This window comes from Parabacteroides distasonis ATCC 8503 (genome assembly GCF_000012845.1).
GTDB classification, from domain to species: Bacteria; Bacteroidota; Bacteroidia; order Bacteroidales; family Tannerellaceae; genus Parabacteroides; species Parabacteroides distasonis.
Window position 1 is genome coordinate 147501 of record NC_009615.1, and the last position, 16928, is coordinate 164428.

Consider the following 16928-nt stretch of genomic DNA (forward strand, 5'->3'; position numbering starts at 1 on the left):
AGAAATTGTAATTTTGTGCTTTTGTAATAGCTAAGAACCTCATATGGATACTGAAAAGAAAGAGAATAAAGAAGTAAATAAACTTTCGCTACTTATCGTAGCAGTTATAGTATTGGTACTGATTATTGCTGGTGCCGGTTATTATATTTATCATCAAAAGCAGCAAATGACTGATTTGGTGGAAACCTTTGATCTTGAGAAAGAATCTTTGGAGGATGAATATAATGAATTGTCTCTTCAATATGAAGGTTATAAGTTTAGCGTAGGCAATGATTCCCTTGTTGCCCTATTATCTACGGAGCAAGCAAAGGTACAACGTTTATTGGAAGAATTGCGTACGGTGAAGGCTACGAATGCGAAGGAAATAGCTCGCTTGAAAAAGGAATTGGATACCTTACGTAAAATCATGCGTAACTATGTTGTCCAAATCGATTCCTTGAATCGTGAGAATGAGCAATTGAAGGTTGAAAAGAAAGAGGCTGTTCAGAAATATCAGAGGGCTACTTCACAAGCTGCTACCTTGAAAAAGGAAAAAGAGAAATTGACGGAAAGAGTAACGTTAGCTAGTCGTTTGGATGCGACGGATATTAACGTGACTCCTGTGAACTCTCGAGGTAAACTCGCTAAGCGTATTAAGAAGATGCAGCAATTCGTCGTGACTTTCAAGATAGCGAAGAACATTACCGCTCCTGTCGGCGAAAAGATGGTATATGTACGGATCATGAAACCGGATGACGATATATTGGTGAAAAGCCGTGCGGATGTATTCGCTTTTGAAGGAAAGGAAATCAATTATTCTATGAAGAAAATGATAGAATATGAAGGTGAGGAGGTGGCAGTGACCATGTATTGGAATATCGAGGAATTCTTATCTCCGGGTACTTACCGTGTGGATATTTTCTCTGACGGTAATTTGATCGGACAGAAGAGATTTACCTTGGATGATTAACTATGAAATTATCTCCCGACTTTGAGAAGTTCCTAAGTTTTATTCCGGAGATTCTGTCTCGAGATGAATCTTTCCTAAAGGATTTGGAAAGTTGTACTCGAGGTGTGACAATCCGGAAAGGGGATTATTTGATTCGTACGGGCGAGTTGTGCCAAGATGCCTATTTTATTAATAAAGGGCTTTTTATCAATCAATATATTAATGAGAATGGGAATGAATGCGTAACCGGTTTCTCCTCGGATAGTATGTACCCTTTTGTTTCTACAATAGGTTATTTTACACAAGTCCCTTCCGAGTTTGAGGTGAAAGCTATCGAGGATGGTGAATTGCTCTGTTTTTCCCGGACGGATATCGAACGTTTGTCGTTGGGATATCCAGCTTTCGCTACCTGTTATCAGAATGTGATGCTGATGATTATTTCCAAGCTCTATTCAATGTTCGCTGTCCGTCAAACCTGTAAGGCGGAAGAATTCCTGAAATATCTTTATACGAACCACCAATGGATCGTAAGCCGGGTCCCTGATAAATATATAGCTCAATATATGGGGGTTAGTGATTCTTGGTATTGTAAGTTGAAGAAACGTATCCTTTATTGAATTAGTTCAATTTTATATTCGCTTTAAACCTATACTTTTGTGCGGGTTTTTATATTTTTGTCACATAGGGAATATGATGGCATTATATAGGTAGGTTAAAACGATATAAAGATGAAACGAACTATCTTACTATTAACATTTGTAGTCACGGTGAGCTGTATGCACGCTCAGCGAATGTTGACATTGGAAGAGTGCCGGAATCTGGCGATCCAGAACAATAAGGAGCTACAAATCTCTGGCGAAAAGATCAAGATGGCGGATAACGAGAAGAAAGCCGCTTTTACCAAGTATTTTCCTCAATTATCGGCAAACGGTGCCTATATGTGGAACCAGAAGGATATAAACTTACTGGACATGGGCGCTTTGTCCTCATCCTTGAGCTCTTCTTTAGGTGGCTTGGCCCAATTACCGATGATCCAACATTTGATGAGTGGGGTGAACGATATGCAACATTTGGATGTGCAGAATATCTGGGTGGGTAATGTATCGTTGGTGCAGCCTGTGTTCATGGGCGGGAAGATCGTTAATTATAACCAAATCACTAAGTTTGCCAAGCAATTAGCGGAGTCAATGAATAATTTACAGTTGCAGGACTTGATTTATAAGACTGACGAGACCTATTGGCAGGTCATATCTTTGGTGAATAAGAAGAAATTGGCGGACGCTTATGTGGATTTGCTCCGTAAGATGGATAGTGATGTGACCGCTATGATCTATGAGGGAGTCGCTACCGAGGCCGATGGTCTTTCTGTCAAGGTGAAACTGAATGAGGCGGAGATGGCTCAGACTAAGGTTGAGAATGGTCTGGCTTTAACCCGAATGCTTTTAGCGCAAATTTGTGGTCTGTCTTTAGAGGAGGATTTATCGCTTGCAGACGAGAAGCTGGATAATTTTCCGGTAGAGACAACACAAGCCTCGGCCGATCTGAATGAGGCTTTCATGAATCGTAATGAACTGAGAAGTTTGGATCTGGCAACGAAAATCTATAAGCGAAAAGAACGTATTGCTTTGGCAGAGATGTTGCCTAATGTCGCTTTAGCGGCGAATTACTTCGTCACGAATCCGAATGTTTTTAATGGTTTTAAAAATGATTTCGCCGGTATGTTTAATGTCGGAGTTATGGTAAAGGTACCCTTGTCCGGTTGGTGGGAAGGCACTTATAGGCGTAACTCGGCGAAAGCGGAAACGCGCATAAAAACACTGGAATGGCAGGATGCTCGTGAAAAGATCGAGTTGCAGGTAAATCAATCCGTTTATAAAGTGAATGAAGCGGGCAAAAAGTTGATCGCTTCTTCCCGTAATATGGAAAATGCGGAAGAGAATTTGCGGCGTGCGAATTTCGGTTTTGAGGAAGGGGTTATCCCGGCTTTGAACTTAATGGAGGCGCAGACAGCATGGGTTTCTGCTCGCTCTAGTTTGATTGATGCTCAAATCGAGGTGAAATTAACAGAAGTTTATCTAAGCAAGGCTTTGGGTAAACTGTCCGCAAATGAATAAGAGTAATAACAAATAAAAATATACACAGAGATGAACGAGAACAAGAAGTTTTCTATCAGTAACATGATGTTAGCTTTTATCACGGTATTGGTCGTGATCGGATTGGTAGCCTTGGCGGGTTTCTTCCTGCTTACACCGCCTGACGATATTATAATGGGGCAGGCCGAGGCCACCCAAGTTCGTATCTCCGGTAAGGTTCCCGGACGTATCGCTTCTTATCGTTTTGGCGAAGGCGATCAGGTAAAAGCCGGAGATACTTTGGTCTTTTTAGATACGCCCGAGGTTATGGCGAAGCTGAAACAAGCGGAGGCGGCTCGTGCGGCAGCGGAGGCGCAGAACGCTAAAGCGATTAAAGGAGCCCGTGAACAGGAAATCACGGCCGCTTATGAGATGTGGCAAAAGGCGCAAGCTGGATTAACTATCGCTAAGAAATCTTTCGATCGTATTCAGAATTTATACGAGAAAGGGGTGATGTCCGCTCAAAAAAGAGACGAGGTGGAGGCTAATTATAACGCTATGGTAGCGACAGAGAAGGCTGCCCGTTCTCAATATGAGATGGCAAAAGAAGGTGCCCGTAAGGAAGATAAGGCTGCCGCTGCCGCTATGGTCCAACGTGCGGAAGGTGCTATCGCCGAAGTGGAGTCGTATGTGGGCGAGAGCGCTTTGGTGGCTCCGATTGACGGGGAGGTTTCAGAACGGTTCCCGGAAGTCGGTGAGTTGGTTGGTACAGGCGCTCCGATCATGAATATCTCTGATTTAAATGATGTATGGGTAACTTTCAGTATTCGTGAGGATCTGTTGAAAGATATCAAGATTGGTTCGGAGGTAAATGCTTTTATTCCAGCGTTGGGGGACCTACCGGTGAAGTTGAAAGTCTATTATATGAAGGATATGGGTTCGTATGCCGCATGGAAAGCGACAAAGACGAATGGACAATATGACTCGAAGACTTTCGAGGTGCGTGCTCGTCCGTTGGAGAAAGTCGCTGATCTTCGTCCGGGAATGTCCGTGATCTTAAAGAAAAAAGGGAAAGAGATCGTATGACCTATAAAGAAAGTTTGCATAGAATCTGGCTTATCGCGAAGCGTGAGGTGCATCGGCTGGTGGCTCAACCGATTTACTTCTTTTGTATGCTGATCGCTCCGGCTATCTGTGTCATTTTCTTTGTATCGTTGATGCATGAGGGATTGCCGACCGATCTGCCGATAGCGGTGGTGGATATGGATAACTCTGCTACCTCACGCAATTTGATTCGCCAGCTGGATGCCTTTGAGCAGACAGAGGTGTATATGAAAACCATGTCGTTTACCGAGGCTCGTCAGGAAATGCAGAAAGGGAATGTATATGGAATTTTTTACATTCCATCCGGTTTCGCCGTGGACGCCACATCTGGAAAGCAGCCCCGGTTGTCTTTTTATACGAATGGTACCTATTTGATCGCCGCTTCCTTGCTGTTTCGGGATATGAAAACGATGTCAGTATTGGCGGGGGCCGCTGTGGGTTTACAAACCGGACAAGCTAAAGGATATACCGAAGCGCAGATCATGGGACAGCTACAACCGATCGTGATCGATACGCATCCGATCGGCAATCCGTGGTTGAATTATTCGGTATATTTGAATAATACGGTTTTGCCGGGTATCATTCAGTTGATGGTATTTCTAGTGACAGTATTCAGTATCGGTACGGAAATTAAATATTCCACATCCCGTAAATGGTTGGATATGGGAGGGAGTTCTATCGCAGTTAGTTTGTTGGGAAAGTTATTGCCGCAGACGGCTATTTTTACGGTCGTAGGCTTTATGTATTGTGCGGTGTTGTATGGATTTAATTCTTTCCCGTTAAATAGCGGTTGGTTTCCGATGCTTTTGGCGATGTTTTTGCTGATTATATCCTCTCAGGCGGTAGGCGTATTTATGATCGGCGTATTACCGATTCCCCGTTTAGGGCTTAGCTTCGCCAGTCTGTTCGGAATGATCTCGTTCTCCATTGTCGGATTCTCGTTTCCGGTACAAGGTATGGACCCTACGTTGCAAGCGTTGGCACGTTTGTTTCCTCTGCGGCATTATTTCTTGATTTATGTCGATCAAGCCTTGAACGGGCGGGCGCTATTCTATACGTTGGGCGAGTACGCTTGGTTGTTGGGATTTCTGATCTTGCCGTTCCTTATCGGGCGGAACTTGAAGAGGGCGTTGTTGGATTTCAAATATCTACCGTAAAAACTGTATGTGATGAAAAGAGAACATCGTTTACGATATATCATAAAGGAAGGTCTTCTGGATACGTTTTATATTTGGAAAGATGAATTGAGAAACGTGTTTAAGGATGCGGGGGTCATGATCTTCTTTTTCTTGGTGCCTTTCGTATATCCGCTGCTTTATTCATTTATATATAATAACGAGGTAGTACACGAGGCGAAGATGGTGGTGGTAGACCAAAGTGATTCCTATTTGAGTCGTGAGTTTACCAGACGGGTTAACGCCACGCCGGATGTGGAAGTAGTGGGTGTTTGTCCGGATATGGCGGAAGCCAAGAAGATGTTAGATGAGAAGAAGGCCTATGGAATTTTGTTCTTTCCCCCGGATTATAGTAAGGACCTGCATGAAGGGCGACAGACAACCGTCTCGTTGTATTGCGATATGAGCGCCTTATTGTTTTATAAGGCTTTCCTTTTGGCGACGACAGAGGTGTCATTGGATATGGGTAAGGAACTTCGGATGCATAATAATCCGTCGTCTACGGATAAGATGGACCAGATCACGGTAGACCCGATCCCGTATGAATCGGTAGCGTTGTTTAATTCCCAGAATGGCTTTGCCAGTTTCTTGGTACCGGCTATCTTGATCTTGGTGTTGCAACAGACTTTGATATTGGGTATCGGAATGTTGGGAGGAACGGCCCGGGAAAAGAACCGCTTTCATAGTCTGGTGCCTATTTGCCGGCATTTTAATGGGACTTTGCGTATCGTGTTCGGCAAGTCGCTGACTTATCTTTTGCTGTATGTGGTGGTTTGCATCTGGGTATTGGCTATTGTCCCTAAGTTATTCTCCTTACCTCAGGTTGGTGAGCCACTGACTATTTTGTTGTTTTTACTGCCTTACCTGTTTGCCTGTATTTTTATGTCTATGACGCTATCTGGATTTATGACGAGTCGTGAGTCACCTATGTTGGTATTCGTTTTCACGTCTGTCATCTTGTTATTTATCTCGGGTGTCTCTTGGCCGGAGGCGGCTATTCCTCCGTTTTGGAAAGTGGTGGGTTATTTGTTTCCTTCTACTCCGGGTATCCAGGGATTTATTCGTATCAATACGGCTGGCGCTTCCTTGCATGAGGTGGCGCATGAATATCGGGTATTATGGATTCAAGCGGGCGTATATTTCATCTTGTCTTGTATCATTTACCGTTATCAGATCATACGTAGCCGCAAGATGATTATTAAGCAATATCGGTATATGAAGATGCGACGGATGTTGCGAGAGAGAGAATAATCCCTCGTTTAGGTCTACCCTAATCGCTCATTTAGGGTGTCCCTAAACGGGGGATTAGGGTGAGGGTAAATGTGTGATTAGATTTTAACTTTCGGTTTATACATATCCTCAGCCGTCAGGCCACATTCTTTCATCATGCGGATACTGTAAGACAGATCGCTGACGTTTGGTGTCACGTTGTTACTTCCAAACGTGAATTTAACGCCGGCGGCTTTCGCCTTCATAATGATCGCTTTATTTGGAATATTGTATAGTTCGTTGATCTCTAAAGCTTTTCCGCTTTTTGCCAATGCCTCGACGAAACGGTTCATGCGGGCCTCCGTCCAGAATTCGTCAAAACGCTTATCCATCGGAGATGGCAAGAAACAAGGATTTACATAGATATCTACCGGCTCTTCCAATACGGAGCAGATACGATCTACGATCATGTCCATATATTGCTCCTCATTCTCGATCCAAGTCTCTTCCGGAATCCATAGGCGGGTACGGCGACCTTTATTGTCCTTGAACGTCAAAGCGTCCGTAAACACATAGTCGAATTCTTTAAGAGTCTCGGGAGAGAATGTGGTTATCCATTCGCGTCCTTCCGCTTGCATGCCAAGGATGAAAGGCTGTGAGCGCATCTCATTTAGGTAATCCATGACTTGTTGGTCGTTCGTGATTGGGAAACCGATGCCGCAGTTCGGTGCGATCGTATAATTGATACCGGTCTTGCGGGATTGCTTAGCGGCAACTTCCTTGGTTAAGCCACCTTTTAAGTGCACGTGATAATCTAATACCGGGAAATCCGATTGATGTAATTTAATGATCTCGTCATTTTGCTCATCGTTAGCTTCCGCCAATTGTGCGTTGATATCGATCGTGGATTCATCAATTACGTTCACGGTGATGTTCTTGATCTGGATCTCACCGCTACCATCACTCTCTATGGCAAATGTCCCTTCCGATAATAAGGCATAGGCGTTAGCGTCCGTACGATATGGGGCGGTCGGTTGGATATACTCCACAACCGGTTCGCCGTTTATATTTACATCAATCTCTTGTCCGGCTACCCGGATATCCATCTTGAACCATTGATCTTCTTTTACGAAGCTTTTGGTCAAATTCCTCACGGAAACAAGACTTCCTGTCATTTTCCACCAAACCTTATCAGCCCGGTCATTATTGATAGCGATACGATATCCTTTCTTCAAGGTCGGGTCCGTATGGAACCAGACGGCGCCTTTGCCTCCCGGGGTAGTACGTAAATCAAGGGTCAGATCGAAGTTTTTGTATTTGCCGTTTTTCAGTACGGCCAGTGCATCCGTACCTTTCAAGGTCATTATGTCGTCTTGAACGGAGACATCGCCTGTCATTTTCCATTTGTTACTATCTTTGCCATCGAATAAGGTACCACTGCCGGAAACACTACAGGCTGTGGTCAGGACAAAGAGAAGGCCCATCGCTAGAATTGATAATTTTTTCATGATATAAATGATTTAAGTAATAATATATCCTCCAAAGATAACGAAAATTAAAATACAATGTCCTTTTTGAAGATTTTAACTTCCATAAAGATATAAACCTAAGAATATAGTCTTACTTTTGTAAAAATTCTCAATCAAACTTAATTAATAGTACTATGCAGAACAGACGTAATTTTTTGAAGCAAGCCTCTTTGATGCTTGCGGGTGGGTTGGTAGCCCCGCAGTTATTATCTTCTTGTGGCGGTAAATCAGGACAAGCTGCCGCTACAGCATCGGAGTCTTCTAAATATATAGGGCTTCAATTGTATTCTTTAAGAGACCTTGTAAAAGAAGAAGGTATCCAGAAAGTATTGGAAACCGCCGCTAAGATGGGTTATAAGAATCTGGAGACAGCAAGCTATGATAACGGAAAGATTTACGGTTTAGCTCCCGCTGAATTTAAGAAAATGGTGAATGACCTAGGTATGAAGTGTACGAGCGCTCACCTTGGACAGGCATTTACGAAAGAAAAAGAAGCCGAGGTTATGAGTTGGTGGGATCAAGCGATTGATGCTCATAATGAGTTAGGCGTTAAATATATGGTTCAACCGTGGATGCCGGTTAACGATAAGACTACATTGGATGACTTGAAGATGTACTGCGATTATTTTAACACGGTTGGTTATAAGACCGCTGCCGCTAGCATCGCGTTCGGTTATCACAACCACGACTTCGAGTTCCGTAAGATCGACGATCAGTTGATCTATGATTTCTTGCTGGATAACGTAAGCCCGAACCACGTATTCTTCGAGATGGATGTATACTGGGTAATGATGGGTGGCGGTGATCCTGTCGCTTACTTGAAGAACCGTCCGAGCCAGTTCAAGGCTATCCATATCAAGGATGAGAAAGAGATCGGCGCAAGTGGCAAGATGAATTTCAAGCCTATCTTCGATCAAATGTACGCTAATAACGTAAAGGATTGGTATGTTGAAGTTGAGCAATATACAAACAATGATCCGGTTGCCAGCGTTCAGCAGAGCTATGATTTCTTGAATAAGGCTGATTATGTGAAATAATCCGTTCGATGATAAAAAAGAAGAGGCTACTTCATTATCGGGTAGCCTCTTTTTTTATGTTCGCTTATTTGGAATACTCGTTCAATCGGGTGGATTTCGCAAGCTCGATGATTTGTTTCCAATCTTTAGCTAAGTTTTCCATATCCGGATATAGTAAATCCGCTCCGGCATCTAATAAAACTTGATCGGGGAGAGGTCCGGTGTTTACGGCTATCGTAAAGATATTGGCTGCCACGGCAGCTTCTACTCCCATGGGAGCGTTCTCTACCACAAAAGCTTCGTTAGGCTTCACATGCGCTTTTTGAAGTCCCATTAAATAAGGTTCGGGGTGTGGCTTGCCATATTTCACGTCGAAAGCCGTAACCATTTTCTCTCGGTTGAAATGTCCCGGATAGGTATGGTTTAGCTTATCGATCAAGCTATGTTGGCCGGAACCGGTGACAACCAATCGTTGCAGTCCAGATGCTTCCACTTCTTTTAGAACCTCTGCGGCGCCGGTCATGGGGGCACCGTCATTATAGGTATTGAATAGATCCGCTTTCTCTTTATAGATCGTTTGCTTCTCCTCGGCGGTAGCGTCTCGTTGGAAAGTGCGTTGGTATAGCTCGTTGATCGTGCTTTCCCCAGTACGTCCTTCGAACATATAAAAGTCTTCCGGCCGAGAAGTTAGCTGATGGAGGGTCGCTACCTCATGCCATGCCCGTGCATGAAAACGCATAGAGTCATATAATACACCATCCATATCGAAAAGAACAGCTTTGGGAGAAAGGGATTCCTGCCTGTGTTTACGCAGATATCGGATAATCGCTTCTTGAATCATGTTATTACCTTCTTAAAAACCAATACAAAGGTACGTAATAAATCGGAATTAACAGAAATGGGAGGAAAGCTTCTTGAAATTAAATAAATATGATATATAATGGAATTTCATTTTATGAAACAAAAATGGTTTAAATGGGTGCTTACTTTTGATCCACCTACATGTACACCCTAACCGGATTGATAAATTTTATAATTATCTGGATGAGTTGATAGATGTATTGAAAAATAAGGGATATAAATTTATTTCGTTGAGATAATTAATCAATAAATTATGACGTAGTTCGGTGAGAACTTAGTTGTTTAATCATTGCAAATATATGAATATTTGGGGAATATCAAAATATCATATATTAAAAATCAATGCATACAGAAATATTATATACCTAAATGCAGGTATAATTGAACCCCTTTCAGATAGACAAGTGAGACTTTGGTAGAAATATAATTAATAAGAAATAGTATACAGTATTATGATATCACTTATTCATAGCAAGTTATAGCCTTTGAAAATTCGTTATTAATGCGCTAACTAGAGTTCTCACCGGACTCTTTTCTGGTGAAGAATGGTATATTTATTATCTAGTATGAATAGAGGAGAATTAGTACAATCTCTTGTGGAAGAAACAGGATTGCCGAAAAATGTTGTTAGGGCCGTAGTGAATGCGTTACCGACTGTTGTGGCGAAAGGAATACGGGAAGGAGAATCTATTTCCATGAAAGGATTTGGATCTTTTGTACCTTGGCAACAATCCGAGCGATTGGCACGTAATCCGAAAACAGGGGAGGAAGTAATGATTACTCCACGTGTCTCGGTCAAATTCAAAGCCGGGAGCGATTTACTTAAAGAATTAAATGAGTAATAAAAACTATTCAAACGAAAAAACGGTTTCCTCGTGATGAGAAAACCGTTTTTTTATGGGGTAAATCGTATTATAAACGTGCTTTGATAGCTTCGCTTTCTTTCTCGTATCCCGGCTTATTCAACAGGGCGAACATATTCTTCTTATAAGCCTCGACACCCGGTTGATTGAAAGGATTCACACCTAACATATAACCACTGATACCGCAAGCTTTCTCGAAGAAATAGAACAACTGACCGATATAGAATGCGCTTACTTCTGGCATATTAACCTTAATATTAGGAACACCACCATCTACGTGAGCCAACTGAGTACCTAATTCGGCCATCTTGTTTACCTCGTCTACATGCTTGCCTGCCAAGAAGTTCAAGCCATCTAAATCGGCTTCATCTGTAGGGACCAATACGCTATGATCTGTAGCTTCCACGGAGATAACCGTTTCGAAAATCGTACGCTCACCGTCTTGGATCCATTGCCCCATGGAATGCAAATCGGTTGTCAAATCTACGGATGCTGGGAAAATACCTTTACCGTCTTTACCTTCGCTCTCTCCGTAAAGTTGTTTCCACCATTCTGCGATATAGTGCAATTTCGGATGGAAGTTAGCCAAGATCTCAATCTTTTTACCGTTCTTATATAATTCATTACGAGTAGCGGCATAGATAGCGGCCATATTATCAGCGAAAGGAACGCTCGCGTCTGTAGCTTTTTCCATGGAAACTGCTCCAGCAACCAAGTCGCGGATGCTGATACCTGCCACGGCGATCGGAAGCAAACCTACCGGAGTTAAAACAGAGAAACGTCCACCTACGTTATCAGGGATGATGAAAGTCTTGTAACCTTCTTGATCTGCCAAAGTACGCAAAGCGCCTCTCTTAGCGTCCGTGATAGCTACGATACGATGTTTAGCCTCTTCCTTGCCAACAGCATCTTCCAATTGTTTCTTCAAGATACGGAAAGCCAAAGCCGGCTCTGTAGTCGTACCAGACTTGGAGATATTGATAATACCGAATTGCTTACCTTTCAAAACTTCGCTTAATTCATAAAGATAATCCTCTCCGATATTGTGTCCGGCGTATAACATAACCGGGTTTTTACGGTCGTTTTGCAACCAGTCGAAGCTGTTGTTTAACGCTTCTACTACCGCTTTGGTACCCAAATAGCTACCACCGATACCAATGGCTACGACCACCTCACATTTAGAACGAAGCACGTTCGCCGTATTCTCGATGTCGGCCAACTCTGCGTCCGTGATAGAAGAGGGGAGATGCAACCAACCCAAAAAGTCGTTACCTGCTCCGTTACCGTTATGTAATGTGGCAATACATTCCATTGCCTTGGCCTCTTGAGCGTAAACCTGTTCCTTGGAGACAGTGCCCAGAGCCTTGTCGATGTTTAAACTGATGTTTTTCATATGCTATTTTATTTAAACGTTTCCGTTAATTGACGAATGACCGTTGTCGGCGATTTCTTCTCGTACAATATATCATAAACAGCGTCCAGTATCGGCATGTTCACTTTATATTTCTCGTTGATCTCACGCATACACTTGGTTCCATAATATCCCTCGGCGATCATTTCCATCTCCAGCTGCGCTGTCTTCACGGAATATCCTTTACCGATCATGGTTCCGAAAGTACGGTTACGGCTGAACCGGGAATAAGCGGTAACCAGCAAATCGCCAAGGTAGACGGAGTCGGTGATATCCCGCTCCAGCCCGTGTACGGCGTCCACGAAATTACGCATCTCCTCAATAGCGTTCGAGATAAATACGGCTTGGAAGTTATCGCCATATTTCATTCCATGGCAAATACCGGCGGCGATAGCGTACACGTTCTTCAGTACGGCGGCGTATTCGATACCGGTCACATCCTTACAGAAGGAATTCTTTAAGTATTGATTCTTGAAAACGGGGGATATCGTACGGACCTTCTCGATGTCAGAACAAGCCAACGTAATGTACGAGAGCCGTTCCAGAGCGATCTCTTCCGCATGACAGGGACCACCGATAACTGCTATATTTTCTGTTGGAACCTTGTAATACTCCGCGAAGTAATCCGTAATCAACATATTCTCATCCGGTACGATACCCTTGATCGCCGAGATGATAAACTTATCTTTCAAAGAGGTCTTCACCTTCTTCAAATGTTGTTTCAAGAAAGGGGAAGGCGTAGCGAAGATCAAGGTATCCGAGTCCTTGATCGCTTGGTTGATATTGGAATAGAAGTTTATCTTGTTCGTGTCGAATTTCACGGCGGTGAGGTAACACGGATTGTGTCCCAACTGCTTGAACTCCTCGATACGATCGGGCCTACGCATGTACCAGTTGATACTATCTTGAGTTGAAAGTACGATCTTGGCTAAGGCGGTAGCCCAGCTACCACCTCCCATTATCGCGATTTTTCCGGGCAAATCCATCGTATCACGCTTTTATTCTCCTACATTGGCTATCCAAGCTTCTATTTCTTGGACCGTAGGATTTTGCAGTTCTAACTTATATTTTTTATTAAGCTCGCAAAGCTCTTGTCTTAATTTGTTTGCGTTCGCATTTTTCAGCATTTCAACCGTCAGATAGCCGGCTTTTTGCAAAGCGGGAACCCACTCCTCTGAAATGCCTAAGGCCACGTATTTGTCTGCGTTATCTTTTTTTACAGTTTTCTCCGGACGCATTTGCGGGAAAAGCAATACTTCTTGGATTGTTGTCTGTCCGGTCATCAACATAACCAGACGGTCGATACCGATACCGATACCCGACGTAGGAGGCATACCGAATTGAAGGGCGCGTAAGAAATCTTGATCGATGAACATCGCCTCGTCGTCCCCTTTCTCGCTCAAGCGTAATTGCTCCTTGAAACGTTCTTCTTGGTCGATCGGATCGTTCAGCTCGCTATAAGCGTTCGCCAATTCCTTTCCGTTTACCATCAACTCGAAGCGTTCGGTCAATCCCGGTTTGCTACGGTGCATCTTAGTCAGCGGACTCATCTCAACCGGATAGTCGATGATGAAGGTCGGCTGGATAAACGTACCCTCGCAGAACTCCCCGAAGATCTCGTCGATCAATTTACCTTTACCCATCGTATCGTCGATCTCCATCTTCAATTCCTTGCAGATCGCACGAATCTCGTCCTCTGTCTTACCTTCCAAGTCGTAACCCGTCTTTTCCTTGATCGCCTCCAAGATCGGCAAGCGGCGGAAAGGAGCCTTGAAGCTGATTGTCTTACCGTCGATCGTGCTCTCGCTCGTACCGTTCACGGCGATACAGATACGCTCCAACAGCTTCTCAGTGAAGCTCATCATCCAGTTATAGTCCTTGTATTGGACATAAAGTTCCATACAAGTGAACTCCGGGTTGTGCGTACGGTCCATACCCTCGTTACGGAAATTCTTACCGATCTCATATACACCCTCGAATCCACCGACGATCAATCGTTTCAAATACAACTCGGTAGCGATACGCAAATACAGATCGATATCCAAAGAGTTGTGATGCGTGATGAATGGACGTGCGCTGGCTCCTCCTGCGATAGATTGCAGGATCGGAGTCTCTACCTCCGTGTATCCGGCCTCATCCAAGGCGGTACGCATGGTCTTGATGATAGCCGCACGTTTCATGAAAATATCTTTTACACCCTCGTTTACTACCAAATCCACGTAACGCTGGCGATAACGAAGCTCCGGGTCATTAAAACCGTCGTAAGCGACACCGTCCTTATATTTAACGACCGGTAGCGGACGAAGTGATTTAGACAAAACTGTCAATTCTTGCGCATGAACGGAAATCTCTCCCATCTGAGTACGGAAAACGAATCCCTTGATCCCGACGAAATCACCGATATCCAGTAATTTCTTGAAAACGACATTGTAGGTGTCCTTATTCTCATCCGGGCAAATATCGTCACGGGAGATATAGACCTGTATTCTACCCTCGGAATCCTGTAATTCCATGAAGGAAGCCTTACCCATGATACGACGGCTCATGATACGGCCGGCGATACTTACCGGGCGTGGCTCAGCGTCGTCTTTGAATGTCTCTTTTATTTCTTTGGAAAATGCGTTCGTTACATACTCAGCTGCGGGATAAGGCTCTATCCCCATCTGACGCAACTGCTCCATGCTATTACGTCTTATTATTTCCTGTTCACTCAGTTCTAATAGATTCATTATGCTATTATTTTGTATAATACGGCGCAAAAGTACAAAATATTTCTGATTTATGCTGACTTATGTGGTAAAAGGTTGAGGTCACCGATCTTGTTTGTTCATGGATAAAGTCTCTTAGGATCCTTGGTGAAGTATCTTAGGTTTGTAGGCCAATGAACTTAAGACCCAATAATTTTATCTTTCATCACTAAATACAATTCTCTATCTTGAATCCAAGGAGAACTTTTCTCGAAGTTCCTCTTTGGAATAGTTTACTACTTCATTCATATCATGCATCGCTTTTTCGCTATGTATCCTTGAACGGAACATCCCATTTTGATCCCGGGGATGAGACAAATGGAATAAACAGCCCTCACTCCGATAAATCCGGTAGCCAAAACTCAACCAACGGTAATGTCTTTCTCCGTCCTCCAAGCCCCAGCCATAGAAATCCTCATTCTCCATACCCGCTTGCAGGTATTTTTCCGTTTGGGCGAAGACCGCTCCCCCGACTGCGCCTATCACTCCCTCTACTGTGTACAAAGAGTTCATCTTTGCTTGATGTTTTTTTAGGAAATCTAAGTCACGATGGAGCCAATAATGTTCCCTCAATATATCTGACGTATCTAAAAAATTACCATCATATGGATAAGCGACATCAGAAGTCCTAGTTCTAAGCTGTTTCACCGCATCCAATATTTGAAGGTGGTCCAGTATCACATCTGCGTCCCAAATACAAACAAGTGGAGTATCAACCTGCTTTGCGAGGATATTCAAGTATTTGGTCTTGTAGAATACAGGATCTTTATCCACGAGGAAAGTGTACTTCACCGTATCATCTTTTATTAACGAGGGGATAATCTCATTTTGGTATGATGAGGCCTCCAGAATTAAGATGCGTGTCCGGAAATAACGTACTATTGAGTCCACGGACATCAACAGGTTCTCCAAACGGATCATGGAATCGATCCGTACAGGAATAATAAATGTTGTATCTGTCAAGTCTATTCGCATAAATATCTTTGCTTAATGTTTAACAATGCCAACACCGTACCGGGGAAACCATTCAGCAATCCTCTGTGTATATTATAGTAGTATTCGTTCTCCATTAGGGCATCCCAAGCGTCAGACGAGATGATCCGATCGTAAATTAGGTGCGGATTGAAAGGGATGGTGTATTCGGGGAAGTCCCTTTTTAATCCCTCCAACAAGAAATATAGAGAAGCGTATCCATTACTGATATAGATATCCCTGCCTTTGATCTCTCTATTATATATTATGTCTAGGTTGATTGATTTTCTTAGTTCATCCACATATCTTTGCCAATCCGGCGAACAAACCCGTAAAGGTAACATGCCCCATAACAGATATAGTCGGTTCAAATGCAGATGAGGCAAATGGGAGAACATATACAGAGATAGTTGTTCCAGAACCTTTTGTATCCGATCCTTGTAAAAATCATATTGTATAAGACAGGACAGGGTTTTCATTAATATCGGTACGTGATATTGGTAAATGGAAAACGTATAGGATTCCTCGAAAAAGGAGGCGTCTATCAAATCGGCCAATTGATTAACTAACTTGATTGCTAAGCCCTCGAAAGGGAAACGCTCATTATCGTTTGTCTGGATTTCCAGCCTTTTATAAATGTAATATAAGAAATGGATGAGTTGAGACAGGGAATACCTAGATTCCATATTTCCGAAAACCAGCTTCTTGAATAGCAAATCATCGATACCACTTAGCAAATCATTAATATCACCGTCTACAAATTGCTTTTTTACAATATAATCCAATCCTAACGCAACTCCGCATAAACCTTCCTCCACGGTGAGTTCTGCGTTTTTAGAGAGATCGTTTTCCAAGAGATCGTCCAGCAATCGCTCAGCCTTCTCTTTATAAATAGCTTCTTGCGTATAATCATACAAATGGTATAAATAGATGAGTAATCCCATTTTGCCATGAGCCAACCCGAAAGGGTAACTTGTATGTAATGAGCCTATCAAATGCTTATTTAGCGAATCTATTTGTGATGCTAATTTATTCATAGTA

15 protein-coding genes are annotated in these 16928 nt (G+C 43.1%); 8 read left to right on the forward strand and 7 right to left on the reverse strand.

Annotated features, from left to right (window positions below; genetic code table 11):
• Positions 1-43 precede the first annotated feature (43 nt).
• The 6 genes from BDI_RS00680 (at position 44) to BDI_RS00705 (ending at position 6530) form a co-directional block, all read left to right on the forward strand.
• Positions 44-949, forward strand: a complete 906-nt coding sequence (locus BDI_RS00680; RefSeq protein ID WP_005861467.1) for a hypothetical protein — start codon at positions 44-46, stop codon at positions 947-949.
• Between the two features lie 2 nt (positions 950-951).
• On the forward strand, positions 952-1545 hold the full coding sequence (locus tag BDI_RS00685; protein ID WP_005861469.1) for a Crp/Fnr family transcriptional regulator: 594 nt from the start codon (positions 952-954) through the stop codon (positions 1543-1545).
• A gap of 111 nt (positions 1546-1656) precedes the next feature.
• Complete coding sequence (locus tag BDI_RS00690) at positions 1657-3042, forward strand: TolC family protein (RefSeq protein WP_005861471.1); 1386 nt, start codon at positions 1657-1659, stop codon at positions 3040-3042.
• Between the two features lie 30 nt (positions 3043-3072).
• A complete protein-coding gene (locus BDI_RS00695) occupies positions 3073-4086 on the forward strand; it encodes an HlyD family secretion protein (protein ID WP_005865742.1) in 1014 nt (337 codons plus the stop codon).
• Positions 4083-5261: an ABC transporter permease gene (locus BDI_RS00700; protein WP_011965908.1), complete on the forward strand. Its 1179-nt coding sequence runs from the start codon at positions 4083-4085 to the stop codon at positions 5259-5261. The genes BDI_RS00695 and BDI_RS00700 overlap by 4 nt, the downstream gene beginning before the upstream one ends.
• Before the next feature lie 12 nt (positions 5262-5273).
• Positions 5274-6530 (forward strand): ABC transporter permease, encoded by a 1257-nt coding sequence (locus BDI_RS00705; RefSeq protein ID WP_011965909.1) that lies wholly within the window; start codon positions 5274-5276, stop codon positions 6528-6530.
• Positions 6531-6607: 77 nt separating this feature from the next.
• Here the strand turns inward: BDI_RS00705 and BDI_RS00710 are convergent, their stop codons facing one another.
• Positions 6608-7996, reverse strand: coding sequence for a DUF1080 domain-containing protein (locus BDI_RS00710; protein WP_005861479.1), 1389 nt, complete (start codon positions 7994-7996; stop codon positions 6608-6610).
• A 155-nt stretch (positions 7997-8151) separates the two neighbouring features.
• On the opposite strand from BDI_RS00710, the gene BDI_RS00715 reads away from it, so the two are divergent.
• Complete coding sequence (locus BDI_RS00715; protein ID WP_005861481.1) at positions 8152-9054, forward strand: sugar phosphate isomerase/epimerase family protein; 903 nt, start codon at positions 8152-8154, stop codon at positions 9052-9054.
• 64 nt (positions 9055-9118) lie between these two features.
• On the opposite strand, the gene BDI_RS00720 is transcribed toward BDI_RS00715, so the two are convergent.
• Complete coding sequence (locus BDI_RS00720) at positions 9119-9874, reverse strand: HAD-IA family hydrolase (protein ID WP_005861483.1); 756 nt, start codon at positions 9872-9874, stop codon at positions 9119-9121.
• Positions 9875-10460: 586 nt separating this feature from the next.
• Here BDI_RS00720 and BDI_RS00725 point away from each other — a divergent pair.
• On the forward strand, positions 10461-10736 hold the full coding sequence (locus BDI_RS00725; RefSeq protein WP_008780759.1) for an HU family DNA-binding protein: 276 nt from the start codon (positions 10461-10463) through the stop codon (positions 10734-10736).
• Positions 10737-10806: 70 nt separating this feature from the next.
• On the opposite strand, the gene BDI_RS00730 is transcribed toward BDI_RS00725, so the two are convergent.
• From BDI_RS00730 to BDI_RS00750, 5 genes are all read right to left on the reverse strand, one after another.
• On the reverse strand, positions 10807-12150 hold the full coding sequence (locus BDI_RS00730; protein ID WP_009276520.1) for a glucose-6-phosphate isomerase: 1344 nt from the start codon (positions 12148-12150) through the stop codon (positions 10807-10809).
• An 8-nt stretch (positions 12151-12158) separates the two neighbouring features.
• Positions 12159-13154, reverse strand: a complete 996-nt coding sequence (locus BDI_RS00735) for an NAD(P)H-dependent glycerol-3-phosphate dehydrogenase (RefSeq protein WP_005861487.1) — start codon at positions 13152-13154, stop codon at positions 12159-12161.
• A 12-nt stretch (positions 13155-13166) separates the two neighbouring features.
• On the reverse strand, positions 13167-14897 hold the full coding sequence (lysS, locus tag BDI_RS00740; RefSeq protein WP_011965911.1) for a lysine--tRNA ligase: 1731 nt from the start codon (positions 14895-14897) through the stop codon (positions 13167-13169).
• Between the two features lie 201 nt (positions 14898-15098).
• On the reverse strand, positions 15099-15890 hold the full coding sequence (locus BDI_RS00745; protein ID WP_005861491.1) for a galactosyltransferase-related protein: 792 nt from the start codon (positions 15888-15890) through the stop codon (positions 15099-15101).
• Positions 15881-16924 carry a hypothetical protein gene (locus BDI_RS00750; protein ID WP_005861493.1) on the reverse strand — a complete coding sequence of 348 codons (1044 nt, stop codon included), beginning with the start codon at positions 16922-16924 and terminating at the stop codon, positions 15881-15883. Before BDI_RS00750 ends, BDI_RS00745 begins: the two co-directional genes overlap by 10 nt.
• Positions 16925-16928: the final 4 nt, after the last annotated feature.